Source organism: Austwickia chelonae, from assembly GCF_003391095.1.
In the GTDB taxonomy this organism is placed as follows: domain Bacteria; phylum Actinomycetota; class Actinomycetes; order Actinomycetales; family Dermatophilaceae; genus Austwickia; species Austwickia chelonae_A.
Window position 1 is genome coordinate 897550 of the sequence record NZ_CP031447.1, and the last position, 14871, is coordinate 912420.

The following is a 14871-nucleotide window of genomic DNA, read 5'->3' on the forward strand; positions in this document are numbered from 1 at the left end:
TCAGAGCCTCCGGACGGTGATGACGTGGACGGGTTCGTCATGCGGGCCGAGCTTCACGTACGGATGGGAGTCCCACTGCCAGCACCATTCGCTGATCAGGTCTTCGGCGATGAACCGGTCGTCGGGCCCCAGCCCGAGTGCGGCCATGTCCAGCTGCAGCCAGGTCTCCCTGGTCATGTGGGGGTTGAGGTTCGCGACGACGATGACGACATCGTCCCGGCCGTTCTCCCGGCGACGTTTGGAGAAGACGAGGATGTCCTCGGGGTCGTCGGCACTGTGGAAGGTCAGATTGCGCAGTCGGTGCAGCGCCGGATGGTTGCGGCGGATCTCGTTGATCCGGGTCAGATAGTCGGCCATCCACAGTTCACCGGCCTTGGGCCCGCCGGGTTCGTAGTCGTGCCACCGGCGGTCCTTGAACTGGTACTTCTCGTTGTCGATCTGTTCCTCCACGCCGGGACGCGGCACTGATTCGAGGAGCTCGTAGCCGGCGTAGATCCCGTAGGTGGGGACGAGGAAAGCAGCCAGTGCGGCGCGCAGCTTCCACGCGGTGGGCCCGCCGTACTGCATGTACGGGGTGAGGATGTCGTGCGTGGTGGGCCAGAAGCTGGGCCGCATGTATGAGGCGCACTCTCCAGCGAGTTCGGTGCAGTACTCCTCGAGTTCGGCCCGTTCGTTCCGCCAGGTGTAGTAGGTGTAGCTCTGCTGGAAGCCCACCTTGGCGAGGGTCTTCATCATGGGAGGTTTGGTGAAGGCCTCGGCAAGCCAGATCACGTCCGGGTGCTCCCGGGCGACGTCGTCGATGATCCACTGCCAGAACTCGACCGGCTTGGTGTGGGGGTTGTCCACCCTGAATATCTTCACGCCGTGGTCGATCCAGACCTGGATGACGCGCCGCATCTCGGCGTAGATACCTGCCGGATCGTTGTCGAAGTTCAGCGGGTAGATGTCCTGGTACTTCTTCGGCGGGTTCTCCGCGTAGGCGATGGTGCCATCGGCGCGGGTGGTGAACCACTCGGGGTGCTCGTGCACCCAGGGGTGGTCGGGCGCGCACTGCAGGGCGATGTCGAGGGCGACCTCCATCCCGAGACGACGAGCTTCCCCGACAAAGGCGTCGAAGTCCTCGAAGGTGCCCAGGCTGGGTTCGATGGCGTCGTGACCGCCGTCCTTGGAACCGATGGCGTAGGGCGATCCGGGGTCATGGGGTCCGGCGACCAGGGTGTTGTTCGGCCCTTTGCGGTTGATGCTGCCGATGGGGTGCACCGGGGTGAGATAGACGACGTCGAAGCCCATACGGGCGATGGCGGGGAGCCGTTCGGCAGCGGTGCGCAGGGTGCCCGTGGTCCAGGTGCCGGTCTCCTCGTCGTACCGGCAGCCTTCGGAACGGGGGAAGATCTCGTACCAGGCACCGTAGAGGGCGCGCTCGCGTTCGACCTGCCACGGGTAGTCGGGGGAGGGAGAGACCATCTCCCGCATGGGTCGTTGGCCGAGTTCGCTGCGGATGCCGTCGCTGAGTGCCCCGGCGAGGCGTTCGGCGGGGCTGCGGCTGCTGTCGCGGAGCTGGCGGATACCGGCGTCGAGGAGGGCGACGGCGTAGGACTGGCGCGGGGGTTGGGTGCGGGCGCGTTCGAGCAGGCGGGCGCCTTCCTCGAGCATCAGGTCGACGTCGACGCCGGCCTCGACCTTGATGGTGGCGTCGTGCTCCCAGGTGGCGTAGGGGTCGCTCCAGCCTTCGACGCGGAAGGTCCAGCGCCCGGTCTGGTGGGCGTTGACGGTGCCTTCCCAGGTCATCAGGCCGGGGTTGGTGCAGGTCATCGGGATGTGCTGGGTGGATCCATCGGGGGCGGTGAGCACGATGGTGGCATTGACCGCGTCATGGCCTTCTCGGAAGACGGTGGCGGTGACGAGGAAGTCCTCGTCGACGACGGAGATCACGGGCCAGGCGCCGCCGTCGAGTGTGGGTTGGACGTCGATGACGGGGATTCTCCCGATGGGGCGTCCGACACGGGCCGGGACGATGGGGCGGTTCGTTTCTGGCACGGACGATGTCTCGGTCACAGTTCGACGCTATCGGTTCGACAGGGGTGCGCGCACCTGCGTGTCATGCCTGGTGCGGACGAAGCGGCAAGATGTCCGGGCTTGGCATTCTGTGGTTTTCGTAAGGGGCGTGAAGGTAGGCTGGTTGCCCGTGTGGCTGTTGTCGGTCGTCGGTGGGGGAAGCTCTCGTGTCGGGTTCGTTGGAGCTGGTGGTCGGGGAGCAGAGTGCGGCGGGCGCGGTGATTCGTGCCAGCCTGCCAGATCTGGTGAAGGTGTTGGAGACTTTCGCGGACGATGTGGAAGCTTGTGCGAGTGGGTTCAAGGGTGCTGCGGCTGCTGCCTTGTCGGTCGAGCTTTCGGAGTGGGTAGCAGCGGCTGCTGATGTCATTCCTGCGTTGGTCGAGTACGCGGCGTCCTTGGAATCAGTGGACCGGGCCGCGGCTCAGCAGGAGATCGCAGCGCGTACCGGGGTGATCGAGGCCGGTTCTTCAGGGGCTAGCGTGTCCGAATTGAACATGTGGTGAGGTGGGCTTGTGGCTGAGCGTTCGTTGGTGGTCAGGTTCGATGACGTTGACGCGATAATTTCGGATCTGGAGAAGACCCAGCGGAATTTTCTGGCCCGGATTGAGGAGTTGCGTCAGAACGCGGAACATCGGATGCCGGGTTGGTCGACGAAGACGGAGTCGAGGAGGGCCCGTGATGTTTTTGATGCGCGTCTGGCTGAATCGGTGAAGGAGATGGGAGAGTCCTTGGGGCGTATTCGGGCGGCTTTGGTGGATGTGAGGGCGTCGGCGCACCGATGCGAGGTGCGTAATGTCGCGATCATGGATTGAGCCCAGGGCAGGGCTGGCCAAAGGGGGTGCGGCTGGAGGTGGGCTCGCATGATTTCGAGGTGGATATGGAGGCCTTGGTCGGGGCTGCTGAGGCAGTAGGTCAGGCGGTGGATTCTCAGCGGAATAATGATGTGGTCGATCTGGTACCGATGGATTCGGACGTGTGTCACCCCGTGGTGTGGGAGGCCTTGTCGGAGTTTATGAATCGGTGGGAGATCAGCATCGTGTCGATGACCGATGATGTCGCGGAGATCTCGGGGCGGCTGAGTAAGGTTGCGGCGACTTATGCGCAGTTCGATGCTGAGGGAGCAGCCCGGTTGAAGGGCAGCAAGGGTGATGTACCGGTGGTTCCACGGCCTGGTGCGTGAGCGTGTCTGATTTCAAGATCGAGGGGAATCCGGAGGGGATTCTTACCAGGTGCGTTCGGATGCGTGCCGAGGCGTCGACCTTTGACGCGGTGGCGAATCATCTTGAGCGGATTTCAGCTGATGGCTGGACAGGGCGGGCTGCGGATCGCTTCCGGGAGCGGTTTACGGCGGAGCCAGGCCGGTGGCGTGATGCGGCGGCGGGCTTTCGTGCGGCGGCGGGAGCTTTGGAGGCCTATGCGGAGTCTTTGAGGTCGGCGCAGGCTACGGCGAAGGCGTGTGCCGCGGAGCATGTTCGGGGAGATCAGGTTTCGCGGGATGCGCGTGCTATGTACGACGCGGATGTGGCGCGGGCGCGTGGGGAGAAGATGGAGTGGGAGGCTGCGCACGGTCCGGGATCGTTCACTTTGAGGTTGGCGCCCTTCGTCGATCCGGGGGACGCGATCCGGGCGGGTGCGGTGGGCTCGTTCTCAGCGGCGCGGGCTCAGCTGGATCGGTCTGCCCAGGCGTGTGCGCAGGAGGTGCGTTCGGGATGTGCGGCTGCTTCACCTGAACGGAATTGGCTGGCGGAAGCTAATCATTTCATGGGTTCGATGGTCGGTGGGACTTGGGAGGCTCTTCAGGAAATCAACAAGCTTACGAATGTGTCTCGCCTGGGGTGGGAGTTCTTAGGTAAGGACATGTTGGGAGTGGCGTCGGGGGACCTGACTTTGGAGGAAGCTGCAATGAAGAAGCAGCTCATGGTCGAGGACGGGTTGTCGATGTTGGCGGCGGCTCGGGAAGATCCGGTTGGTTTCGCCAAGCAGGTCGGTGCGGCTGTAGTAGATGCCAAGACGTGGAAGGACGATCCGGGGCGGGCGTTGGGGCGGTTGTTGCCGGATGCAGCTTTGACGATTGCTTCGGGAGGGGCTGGGGCTGCTGTCAAGGGTGGCCGGGCAGGGCTGGCTTCGGCGAAGGGTGCTGTTCAAGTCGGTGGGAAGGCCGTGGTTAAGGGGGCACGGCCGAGGCTGGCGAGTGTGCCTCGCACGGTGGCGGATATGGGTGATGTGGCTCGGTCGGCTCGGGCGAGGACCAAATGTGCTTTGTTTGGAGATCCGGTCGATATAGCTACGGGTGCTGTAGTCCTGGAGGAGATGGATCTGGTCCTGCCGGGGGTGTTGAAGGTGGGGTTCTCCCGACGGTGTTCCTCTTCGTATACGGGGGGCGGTTGTTCGGGGCATGCTGGGCGTCGACCTTGGACCAACGATTAGATATTGACGTCGAGACGGGCTTGGGGGTGTTGTTGCTTGAGGACGGTGTGGCGCTGTCTTATGTGTTGCCAGAGCATCCTTCGATGAGGGCGGTGCCTCTGCGGGGGGGACCGATGGATCTTGTCTCGTCCGAAGGTGGATGTTTTCGAGGTGTTCGATCCGGCGTCGGGGTGGACACGTCGGTTCGGGTCGGTGATCGGGGCTTCGGCCGGGTCGTTCTTATTGACGGGGATTGTCGACGAGAGTGGGAATGCGGTCACTGTCGAGTACGACGAGCGGGCGGTGCCGGTGTGCTGGTCGCATTCAGGGGGGTTCCGGGTCGAGGTCTCTTCGGAGGAGGGCCGGGTGGTCGGGTTGTCGCTGTCGCGGGATGGCGGACGTCCGATGGCGGTGCGGTCGTTCGGGTATGACCGGCAGGGGCGGCTGTCGCGGGTGATCAATGCTTCGGGTGAGGCATTGCGTTTTGGGTATGACGACCTGGGCCGGCTGTTGTGGTGGGCGGATCGTGGTGGGGAGCGGTATGACTACACCTATGACGAGACGGGGGCGTGTGTGGCCGGGGCGGGCTGTGGCGGGATACTCACGTCTCGTTTCGTGTATGACAGTCTGGATCGTTGTACGACGGCCTTTGACTCGCTCGGTGAAAAGTGGGTGTATAAGTACGATGAGGAGTTTCAGATCACGTCGGTGACCGATCCGACTGGTGCATCGACCAGCACGGTGTGGGATCGGGCTGGCCGGAGGTCGACGGTGAAGGATCCGTCGGGACAAGCGACATCGTGGACTTACGACGATGACGGGAATATCGCTTCGGTGCAGGATCCGGGCGGGCGGGTCACAGCTTACGAGTGGTTGCCGGGACGGTCGTTACCGACGTCGTTGACTGGCCCTGACGGCCAGTCGTGGGGTTTCGAGTACGACAGGGCGGGTCGGCTGATAGCGTCAGTTGATCCGCTCGGGGGCCGTTCGGTGTTCTCCTACGACGAGCGGGGCGGACTAGTTTCCGCGGTGGATGCGTCCGGGGTATCGACTTGGGCGGTGTGTGATGCGGCCGGGCTGCCGGTGGAGATAGTCGACGGGGCGGGTCGGGCTACGCGGGTGTTCTATGACGTGGCGGGTCGCCCAGTGCGGGTGATTGATGCGGCAGGCGAGTCTTCAGCAGCGTGGAATGTCGACGGTCTGTTGACGTCTCGGATCGATGCTGATGGCGGCCGGTGGGGGTTCGTGTATGACGGTGAGGGGAATCTGGTCGAGGAGGTTGATCCGAACGGCCGGGTCACTCGGCATGAGTACGGGGTGTTCGATTCGAGGGTGTCGACGACGGCGCCTGATGGGGCGGTGACCCGATTTCGTTATGACTCGGAGCGGCGCCTGGTCGGGGTGGTCGATGCGTTGGGGAGGGAGTGGGTGTTCGAGCGTGATTCGGCGGGGCGGGTGATCGCGCAGACCGATGTCAACGGCGCTCGGACAGTGTTTTCCTATGATCTGGCTGGTCGGCTGATTTTGCGGGTCAATGCAGCTGGACAGCGCGTGCGGTACGACTATGACCAGGCGGGGGACCTGGCGCAGATCGTGACTGACGGGGCGGGGATGCCTCCAGAGGGGGCTGGGCTTTCCGCCGGGGTGACTCGTCTGCTGCGGGATAGCGCGGGGCGGGTGGTTCGAGCAGCGTCGGATCAGACTGATCTGGTCATCGACTATGACGCTGCTGGCCGAGTGGTGGGGGAGTCCTGGGACGGTGCGGGAGTGTCCCAGGATCTGGATTCGGCCGGGCGACTGGCCGGGGTATCGGGGTCGTGCGGAGGTCCAATCAGGTACGAGTATGACGCGTCGGGGTTGTTATCCACTGTGGTTGCGGGGCAGGCCCAGATCGACCTCGGGTATGACGCGTCGGGGAGAGAGATTACGCGCAGGTTCGCTACGGCTCCGGATCGGGGTGCCGCGCTGACCGGTGCTGAGGCGCAGGATTCTGGTTCTGTTGACCGGTTTGGTCGTGTCAATGATCCGTTGGAGTCTTTCGCATCGGGGCTGAACATGGGGACGGGCTCGTCAACGGTGTCACCGGCTTCTGCGATGTCGCGTGTTTCCGGGGGTGCTGAGGTGACGTCGGTGTGGACTCCGGGGTCACTGCTGATATCCCGGGAGGCTCATGGCGCTGCGGGGCAGGTCGGTGCGTGGCGGAAATATCAGTGGGACCTAGCCGGGCAGCTCACCCGGATTATCGATGCCGTTCAGGGGGCGATTCAGTTCCGTTTGGATTCGGCTGGGCGAGTCGTGGAGTTGGTGACTGCTTCTAATAGGGGCAGCTCTAGTGAGGCGTACACCTATGACCTGACTGGTCAGGTCACAGATTGTGTCCTTCCGGAGGATAATTCTTGGTTCGGGCAGGCTGGCCTGGATGATGGGGATGGTCTGCGTTCGGTTGGGGACGGGCACGGGTCTCTGGAGTTCGCTGGGAGCTTGGTGCATCGGGTCGGTGCATGGCATTACGACTACGACGTGGTTGGGCGTGTGGTCTGTCGTCGTCGCCGGGCTTTATCAGGCCATTGGTTGAGCTGGTTGTTTTCTTGGGATGGGGATGACCGGTTACGGCAGGTCACAGCCCCTGATGGGTCGTGGTGGGTTTACTACTATGACCTGGCTGGCCGTCGTATCGGGAAAACTCATTACACGTCTGAAGGGGCTGCTACTTCCCGTACACGATATGTCTGGGTGGGGAACGAGCTGCTCAGTGCTACTACTACTGAGGGTGGTCCTCATGTCTCAGCGAATGATGTTCTGGTTGAGGCCATGTGGTGGATTCATCATCCCAGTACCGGAGAACCGTTGACTCAGCATGACCAGGAAACGGCGCAGGATTGGTGGCCAATCTTGACCGATCCGGTCGGTACTCCGGTGTCTTTAGTGGATCGTGTCAGTGGAAGGCCGGTGTGGTCTGCGTCAACCACTTTGTGGGGGCTGGTGACCTCGAAGTGCGAGAGGAATCCTTCGAAGGCCCGTTCTGGGGCGGGTCTGGTTGGCCTGCCAGAGTGTCTTCTGGGTTCACCTGGGCAGATCTGGGATTCTGAAACTGGCTGGGCGTATAATCGCTACCGGTATTACGACCCGATCATTGTTTCCTTCACCAGTCCTGACCCTCTTGCCCCGAGTAGTACGCTAATCCCCATGGATATCTTCCCAACCCGTACACTCGGATCGACCCCTATGGGCTAATACCAGGCGGATGTGAGCGTAAAAAACACTCTATTTCTAGTCGAATGAAAGAAGCTGGTCCTGGGTATGAATTCGGGTTGCCAAAAAGTGGGCGTATCAGGTATGTTCCCCCGACCGGTTACAATCCTGCAGAGGCGCTTCCTCGAGGAATCCAAAAAGGGTATCGGGATAGGTTTGGTAATGAGTGGACGGTTGGGCCCTCTAGGACGCAAGGTCGCCCTTTCGAATGGGATGTTCAGTTTTCGCCAGAAGGAAAGGCAAGTATCGGATGGTTGTCTCGTGATGGTCGGCATGTCAATGTCTCTCCACTTGGAGAGGTGACGCACCGATGACGCCCCTTCCTTTCTATAGTCTAGTTCAAGTTCCCTCAAATAAAAGATTTACAGGGAAGTTTCAACTCGGTTACATTATTGGGCGCGCTCTTTGCGATGACGGTCGCTGGCAATATTATATCTCAGATGGCGGGCGGGATCAGTTGCTGTTTGAGGATGAATTCTGCGTATTAGGGCATGTGGTCGATGGTGTGATTCAACATGGTGAATATGGTGAAATTGAGAGCATGTCGGGGCAATTAATCTACAACTCTCCCTTGTCTGCAGAGTCTGGCGACGAGGGGAATTCAAAGAGCAGTGATGGCTACTATGAAAAAGGAGTTTGGAGGCTGGTCGAGACCCCGGACGATTAAGCTCGATCCATCAAGCAACAGGGCAGTTATTAGTTGCACTGGTGTGAGAAAAGATTGATTGCTCCTGCATGGCCTCTCTTAGAGGCGCCCCTCGGTTATTTCATGGAGAGACTCGATGCATCCACTTCCACTTCTAAGTGTGGTTCTTACTCGTACGCCACTCGGTAGGGATGACTGCTTTGGGGTTGGCATTGTCGTTGATCGGATCGAAATATCAACCAGCCTGTGGGGATACAGTCTGATTATTGGCGGCGGTGAACACGTGTTTCATGATCATCAATTAATCCCTTTGGGATATGTGGCTGATCGATTAATTCTATATGGGGCGCGACCTGATATAATGAATAATTATGGAAGGCTGATATATAAGACTGAAACAATAAAAGAGTTACTGGAAGGGCATGATGGTTTCTACGAAAATGGAATATGGAAAAAAATTGAGAGATCTGGACTTGTGGGAATTAAATTTGATTGCCCTCAGGGTGACCATTCTAAATTAGGAAAATATTTAACATCAGGAAAAGGTTTAATAAACTGAATCTTTTGGCACCTCAACGCTGAGCTTTTGCGGTTAAGGGTTGTCAAGGATCTGTCTGAAGGGTTCTGCCTGACTGGTCCCATTCGCGACGACGCGGGCGCATTGACGGCCATGATCGGGCCGACGCTGATGGGTGAGGCTGTGACGAGATGCACCTGGTGGGCAGGTCGGTGAACGCCACTCCGGGCATTGCAATAAAATTCTGAAATTTCTTGCAAAAAGAGAGGCGACCGCCGTTCTCTCCGGATAGTCTTCCGGGAGAGGCCTGCTCACGTGGTGCTCTCGACCTGTGCCAGCTGGTCAGCCGAAGCCTTCTCGACACCCGCCCCAGGAGTCGCCATGAAGAGTCCTGCACCTATCGCCGTCCTCGCTGCCTTTTCATTGGTCCTCACGGGGGCACCTTCAGCTGCCGCCGGGCCCATGCCGGTCGTGGCCTCAGATGCACCGACCGCGGCCGGTGACATCGACCTGGGCACAGCCAAGGCTGTCTGGGTGGCGCCCGGCCTTCTCGCCTGGCCGTCGAAGACGCTCCCCGCCGGAAGTGCTCCTGGCACACTCACCTGGCGGCTGCACAGCTCACCGCACGGCGGGATCACCCGCGACGGGAACACGCTGAGAGCGCACACCAGCTATGAACTGACCTGGCAGAAGACGGGGCTCCCCGCATCAGTACTCGCCGACCACCCTCATTTAAAGGGGTACCTGGCGTTGCGGGCCCCGGCCGCATTGGCCGCGCAGGCCGGGAACATCCTCAAAGGACAGGTCGCCCTCAGCCTTCACGACAACCGATCCCAGCTGCACGCGGCAACCGGAGCCCAGACAGCTCCCGTCCTCGACACCCTCTACGCCAGACAAGCGGTCCGGAACACCTACGGGGTGAACTGGTCCGGGAGCCAATTGCAGCTGAGGCTATGGGCGCCCACCGCCCACAAGGTCACCCTGCTGACCTGGCCGGCCGGCAGCGCGGCCGATGCGCCTGTCGCCACCGCAATACGTACGCCCATGACTCCGGAGAGCGACGGATCCTGGGCGGTCCGTGGCCCCGCGAACTGGAAGAATGCCCGCTATCTCTACGAGATCGACGTCCTCGACCCGGCCGTCGGGAAGATCCGCACCAACCAGGTCACCGACCCCTACTCGGCCGCGCTCACCCCCGACTCGACCCGCTCGGTCGTCGTCGACCTGACCGACTCCGCATTGGCACCCCCGCAGTGGCGACAGGCCCGCCCCCCGAAACTCACCCGCAGCGTCGACCAGACGATCTACGAACTACACATCCGGGACTTCTCGATCAGTGATGCCACAGTGCCTGCGGCACACCGCGGCAGCTATCTCGCTTTCGCCGACCAAGGCCACGGCACACGACACCTTCGCAGGCTCGCCGCCGCCGGGCTCAACACCGTGCACCTGCTGCCCTCCTTCGACATGACATCCGTCCCGGAGAACAAAGCCGACCAACAACGCCCGCCCTGCGACCTGAGCAGCTACCCGGCCGACAGCGAAGAACAACAACGCTGTATTCAAAAAACCGCCGCGAAGGACGGATTCAACTGGGGATACGACCCTTACCACTTCTTCGCTCCCGAAGGCTCCTACACCTCATCGACGAAGAATGCCGACGGAGCCCGACGCATCCACGAATTCCGCACCATGGTCGGCGGGCTGCATGCCTCCGGTCTGCGCGTCGTCCTCGACCAGGTGTACAACCACACCGCCGCCCACGGCCAGAACACTCACTCCGTCCTCGACCGGATCGTGCCCGGCTACTACCACCGGCTCGACGCCACCGGAAAAGTGACCACGTCGACCTGCTGCTCCAACACCGCCACCGAACACGCCATGATGAACAAACTCATGGTCGACGCCACCGTGAGCTGGGCCAAGCACTACAAAGTCGACGGATTCCGCTTCGACCTGATGGGCCACCACTCCCTGAAGACGATGAAGTCGGTACGCGCAGCACTGAACCGTCTCACCCCCGCCGCCGACGGCGTCGACGGGCGTGCCGTCACCCTCTACGGCGAAGGCTGGAACTTCGGCGAAGTCGCCGACAATGCCCGCTTCGTCCAAGCCTCCCAAGGACAGCTGGGCGGCACCGACATCGGCACCTTCAACGACCGCCTCCGGGACGCGGTGCGCGGCGGCGGACCCTTCGACGCCGACCCACGCAGACAAGGATTCGCCACCGGACTGGCCGGTGCGCCCAACGGCTCTCCCGCCAACGGCGACCCGGCAGCCCAAGGTGCCCGTCTCCGCCACGAAACCGACCTGATCCAGCTCGGACTAGCGGGAAATCTCCGCCATTACACCTTCCGTAGCCAAGCCAGCGGACGGCCCGTCACCGGGGCGAAGATCGACTACAACGGAAAACCCGCCGGCTATGCCGATCGGCCCGGCGAGACCGTGACCTATGTCGACGCCCACGACAACGAGACGCTCTTCGACACGCTCACCCTCAAGCTGCCACCGGCCACGACCATGTCCGACCGGATCCGGATGAACACCCTCGCCCTCTCCACGACGGTGCTCTCCCAAGGCATCCCCTTCTGGCATGCCGGAGCCGACCTCCTGCGTAGCAAGAGCCTGGACCGCAACAGCTACAACAGCGGTGACTGGTTCAACCTCCTCGACTTCTCCATGCAGGACAACGGTTTCGGACGAGGCCTACCGCCGGCCGAGGACAACAAGGCCAAATGGCCCTATCAGAAACCGCTGCTTGCAGACCGCCGTCTCAAACCCGCACCGCAGGACATCCGTACCGCCGCTGCCGCTGCTCAAGATCTCCTCCGACTGCGACAGTCCACCCCGCTGTTCCGTCTCGGCGATGCACAAGCGATCAACCACAAACTGACCTTCCCCGCCTCCGGTACCTCCGCGGCTCTGCCCGGTGTGATCGCCATGCGCGTGGACGACACCCGGGGCACGCCAACCGACCCTCGGCTGCGCGGACTCGTGGTCGTCTTCAACGCCACCCCCGCTCCGATCCGCCAGACCATTCCCGGCATGGCCGGGCAAATAGCCACCCTCAGTCCGGTGCAGGCACAGGGAGCCGATCCGGTCGTCCGGACGGCCACCTGGGACACCCGCACCGGAACCGCCCATGTCCCAGCCCGTACGGTGGCGGTCTTCGTGCAGCCGCGCTGAGGCGGATACGCACCGGCCGATCCCGACCATCAGGGCAGTGAGGAGCTTGCCCCAGCACCCGCCTGCCGCACCCGTCCAGCTTCTGGCAGGACGGGTGATCAGCCATGTCATCTGGTCGTCCGACCCGGACTGACCAGCACTTTTATGGAAGATCCTGGGCTCGGTTTCTGTGCTCGTGTCCCGTAACATCGATCTGTGTGAAGGCTATTCGTCGCTTCAACGTCCGTTCTGTCCTGCCCGAGTCGATCAGTGAGTTGGGAGACTTGGCCGCCAACCTGCGTTGGTCCTGGCACACAGCAAGTCGCAGCCTCTTCGCGGAGACGGCTCCTGCACTGTGGGAGAAGGTGGGACACGATCCAGTCGCGCTGTTGTCGAATCTGTCGGCGGACGAACTGGGCCGTCTGGCCGCCGACCCCGCCTACGTGGCCAGGGTGAAGGCCGCTCACGCCGACCTGACGGCCTATATCGCCGGGGACCGCTGGTACCAGCGGTGGGCGAAGGAAGCACCGGGCCAGGTGCCGCAGTCGATCGCCTACTTCTCCGCCGAGTTCGGCATCACCGAAGTCCTGCCCCAATACTCCGGCGGGCTCGGAATCCTCGCCGGAGACCACCTCAAATCGGCCTCCGACCTGGGCATCCCGCTGGTCGGCGTCGGCCTGTTCTACCAGACGGGGTACTTCGCGCAGTCGCTGAACCGGGACGGTTGGCAGCAGGAGACCTACCCGGTGCTCGACCCCGACGGTCTGCCCCTCTCCCTGCTGCGTGACCAGGACGACAAGCCGGTCCTGATCACCTTGCAGATGCCCGGCCGTCGCACCCTGCACGCCTTCGTCTGGAAGGCACAGGTCGGCCGCATCCCCCTGCTCCTGCTCGACTCCGACGTCCACGAGAACGACCCCGATCTGCGTACGGTCACCAACCGGCTCTACGGCGGCGGCGGCGAACAGCGCCTGCTGCAGGAGATGCTGCTCGGCATGGGTGGAGTACGGGCACTGCGCGCGTGGAGCGCACTCAGCGGCGACCCGGAGCCGGACGTCTACCACTGCAACGAGGGCCACGCCGGCTTCCTGGGCATCGAACGCGTTCACGAACTGGTCACCCAGAAGGGGCTTTCCTTCGACGAAGCGGTCGAAGCCACCCGCGCCGCGACCGTCTTCACGACACACACCCCGGTGCCCGCAGGTATCGACCGCTTCGGCACCGACCAGATCCGTCACTACTTCGGCGGGGACAACACCCTCGACGGTGTGCCGACGGACCGCCTGCTCGCCCTGGGCGCCGAAACCTACCCCGGCGGGGAGAGCGGCGTATTCAACATGGCCGTGATGGGGCTGCGCATGGCCAAACACTCCAACGGTGTGTCGAAACTGCACGGCCTGGTCAGCCGCGACATGTTCCACGGCCTGTGGCCCGGATTCGACGACTCCGAGGTGCCGATCACCTCGATCACCAACGGTGTGCACGCCCCCACCTGGGTCGATCAACGGATCTTCGACCTGGCCGACACCTACGGTCCGTTGGAGTCCTCCAGCGCGAAGATCGCACAGTTCGCCGAGCGAGCCACCGACGAACAGATCTGGTCGGTCAAACGTGAACTGCGCCAGACGCTGGTCGACATGGCGCGTACCCGGATGAAGGACAGCTGGATCCACCGCGGGGCAGCGCTGCCCGAGCTGGGCTGGACCCAGTCGATCCTCGACCCGGACGTGCTCACCATCGGCTTCGCCCGGCGAGTCCCCACGTACAAGCGGCTCACCCTGATGCTGCGTGACCCCGAGCGACTCAAGCGGATCCTGCTCGACCCCGAACGTCCGGTGCAGCTGGTCATCGCCGGGAAGAGTCACCCCGCAGATGACAACGGCAAACGACTCATCCAGATGATGGTGCAGTTCGCCGACGACCCGCAGGTCCGTCACCGGATCGTCTTCCTGCCGAACTACGACATCGGCATGGCCCGCCATCTCTACCCGGGCTGCGACGTCTGGCTGAACAACCCCCTGCGTCCGCTGGAAGCCTGCGGCACCTCCGGGATGAAAGCCGCACTGAACGGCGGCCTGAACCTGTCGATCCTCGACGGGTGGTGGGACGAATGGTTCGACGGCGAGAACGGATGGGACATCCCGACCGCCGACGGCATCACCGATCCCGACCGCCGGGACGACATCGAAGCCGCAGCCCTGTACGACCTGATCGAGAACCGGGTCGCTCCGCGCTTCTACGATGTCGACGAGAAGGGTGTCCCGCGCCGCTGGGTGGCCATGATGCGGCACACCCTGGCGACCCTGGGCCCGAAGGTCTTGGCGACCCGCCAGGTGCAGGACTACACCCGGGACCTCTACCTCCCCGCCGCCCAGGCGAACCGGACGATGGCCGACCGTGGCTTCGAAGCCGCCAAGGACCTGGCCACCTACCGGCAGAAGGTCACCGACCAGTGGTCCCACCTGCACGTCGACCACGTCGAATCAGCGGGAGTCCCGGACGCACCCCAGGTGGGTGACACCTTCCGGATCAGCGCTTTCGTCTCCTTGGCCGCGCTGCGCCCCGAGGACGTCTCCGTCCAGGTCGTCTACGGCCATGTCGACGCCAATGACCAGCTGTCGGGGACCTCTACCCAGGAACTGACCCTGGCCGAGTCCTACGAAGGTGGAAGGCACCGATTCGAAGGAGACCTCCGCGTCACCGAGACCGGAGCCTTCGGTTACACGGTCCGGATCGTCCCCACCCATCGATATCTCAGCTCACCGGCGGAATTCGGGCTGGCGGTCAACGCCTGACCGGTCCCGGACGCGCGAAGGAGGCCGACCACCCC

At 62.7% G+C, this 14871-nt stretch carries 11 protein-coding genes; 10 read left to right on the top strand and 1 reads right to left on the bottom strand.

Going from position 1 to position 14871, the window contains the following annotated elements:
- Complete coding sequence (locus DX923_RS03995) at nt 1-2055, bottom strand: alpha-1,4-glucan--maltose-1-phosphate maltosyltransferase (protein ID WP_116112866.1); 2055 nt, start codon at nt 2053-2055, stop codon at nt 1-3.
- A 167-nt stretch (nt 2056-2222) separates the two neighbouring features.
- Here DX923_RS03995 and DX923_RS04000 point away from each other — a divergent pair, with 167 nt between their 5' ends.
- From DX923_RS04000 to glgP, 10 genes are all read left to right on the top strand, one after another.
- Complete coding sequence (locus DX923_RS04000) at nt 2223-2558, top strand: hypothetical protein (protein WP_162872765.1); 336 nt, start codon at nt 2223-2225, stop codon at nt 2556-2558.
- Between the two features lie 9 nt (nt 2559-2567).
- Nucleotides 2568-2867: a hypothetical protein gene (locus tag DX923_RS04005; protein ID WP_116112869.1), complete on the top strand. Its 300-nt coding sequence runs from the start codon at nt 2568-2570 to the stop codon at nt 2865-2867.
- A gap of 65 nt (nt 2868-2932) precedes the next feature.
- Entirely contained in the window at nt 2933-3235 is a 303-nt protein-coding gene (locus tag DX923_RS04010) for a hypothetical protein (protein ID WP_240322806.1), read from the top strand.
- 2 nt (nt 3236-3237) lie between these two features.
- Nucleotides 3238-4482, top strand: a complete 1245-nt coding sequence (locus tag DX923_RS04015; RefSeq protein ID WP_116112870.1) for a putative T7SS-secreted protein — start codon at nt 3238-3240, stop codon at nt 4480-4482.
- Between the two features lie 120 nt (nt 4483-4602).
- Complete coding sequence (locus DX923_RS04020; RefSeq protein ID WP_162872767.1) at nt 4603-7695, top strand: RHS repeat-associated core domain-containing protein; 3093 nt, start codon at nt 4603-4605, stop codon at nt 7693-7695.
- A 44-nt stretch (nt 7696-7739) separates the two neighbouring features.
- Entirely contained in the window at nt 7740-8027 is a 288-nt protein-coding gene (locus DX923_RS17100; protein WP_116112874.1) for a polymorphic toxin type 17 domain-containing protein, read from the top strand.
- On the top strand, nt 8024-8380 hold the full coding sequence (locus tag DX923_RS16090) for a hypothetical protein (protein ID WP_162872768.1): 357 nt from the start codon (nt 8024-8026) through the stop codon (nt 8378-8380). Before DX923_RS17100 ends, DX923_RS16090 begins: the two co-directional genes overlap by 4 nt.
- Nucleotides 8381-8495: 115 nt before the next feature.
- Nucleotides 8496-8918: a hypothetical protein gene (locus DX923_RS16095; RefSeq protein ID WP_162872769.1), complete on the top strand. Its 423-nt coding sequence runs from the start codon at nt 8496-8498 to the stop codon at nt 8916-8918.
- A 339-nt stretch (nt 8919-9257) separates the two neighbouring features.
- Nucleotides 9258-12062 (top strand): pullulanase-type alpha-1,6-glucosidase, encoded by a 2805-nt coding sequence (gene pulA / locus DX923_RS04030; protein WP_116112875.1) that lies wholly within the window; start codon nt 9258-9260, stop codon nt 12060-12062.
- 197 nt (nt 12063-12259) lie between these two features.
- Complete coding sequence (gene glgP / locus DX923_RS04035; protein ID WP_116112877.1) at nt 12260-14836, top strand: alpha-glucan family phosphorylase; 2577 nt, start codon at nt 12260-12262, stop codon at nt 14834-14836.
- The last annotated feature ends 35 nt before the right edge of the window (nt 14837-14871 follow it).

Excerpts from the sequence above, each read along its gene's own strand:
- DX923_RS04010 (WP_240322806.1), top strand. The coding sequence starts at position 2,933 with ATGGAGGCCTTGGTCGGGGCTGCTGAGGCAGTAGGTCAGGCGGTGGAT.
- DX923_RS17100 (WP_116112874.1), top strand. The coding sequence starts at position 7,740 with ATGAAAGAAGCTGGTCCTGGGTATGAATTCGGGTTGCCAAAAAGTGGG.
- DX923_RS16090 (WP_162872768.1), top strand. The coding sequence starts at position 8,024 with ATGACGCCCCTTCCTTTCTATAGTCTAGTTCAAGTTCCCTCAAATAAA.
- DX923_RS16095 (WP_162872769.1), top strand. The coding sequence starts at position 8,496 with ATGCATCCACTTCCACTTCTAAGTGTGGTTCTTACTCGTACGCCACTC.
- pulA (WP_116112875.1), top strand. The coding sequence starts at position 9,258 with ATGAAGAGTCCTGCACCTATCGCCGTCCTCGCTGCCTTTTCATTGGTC.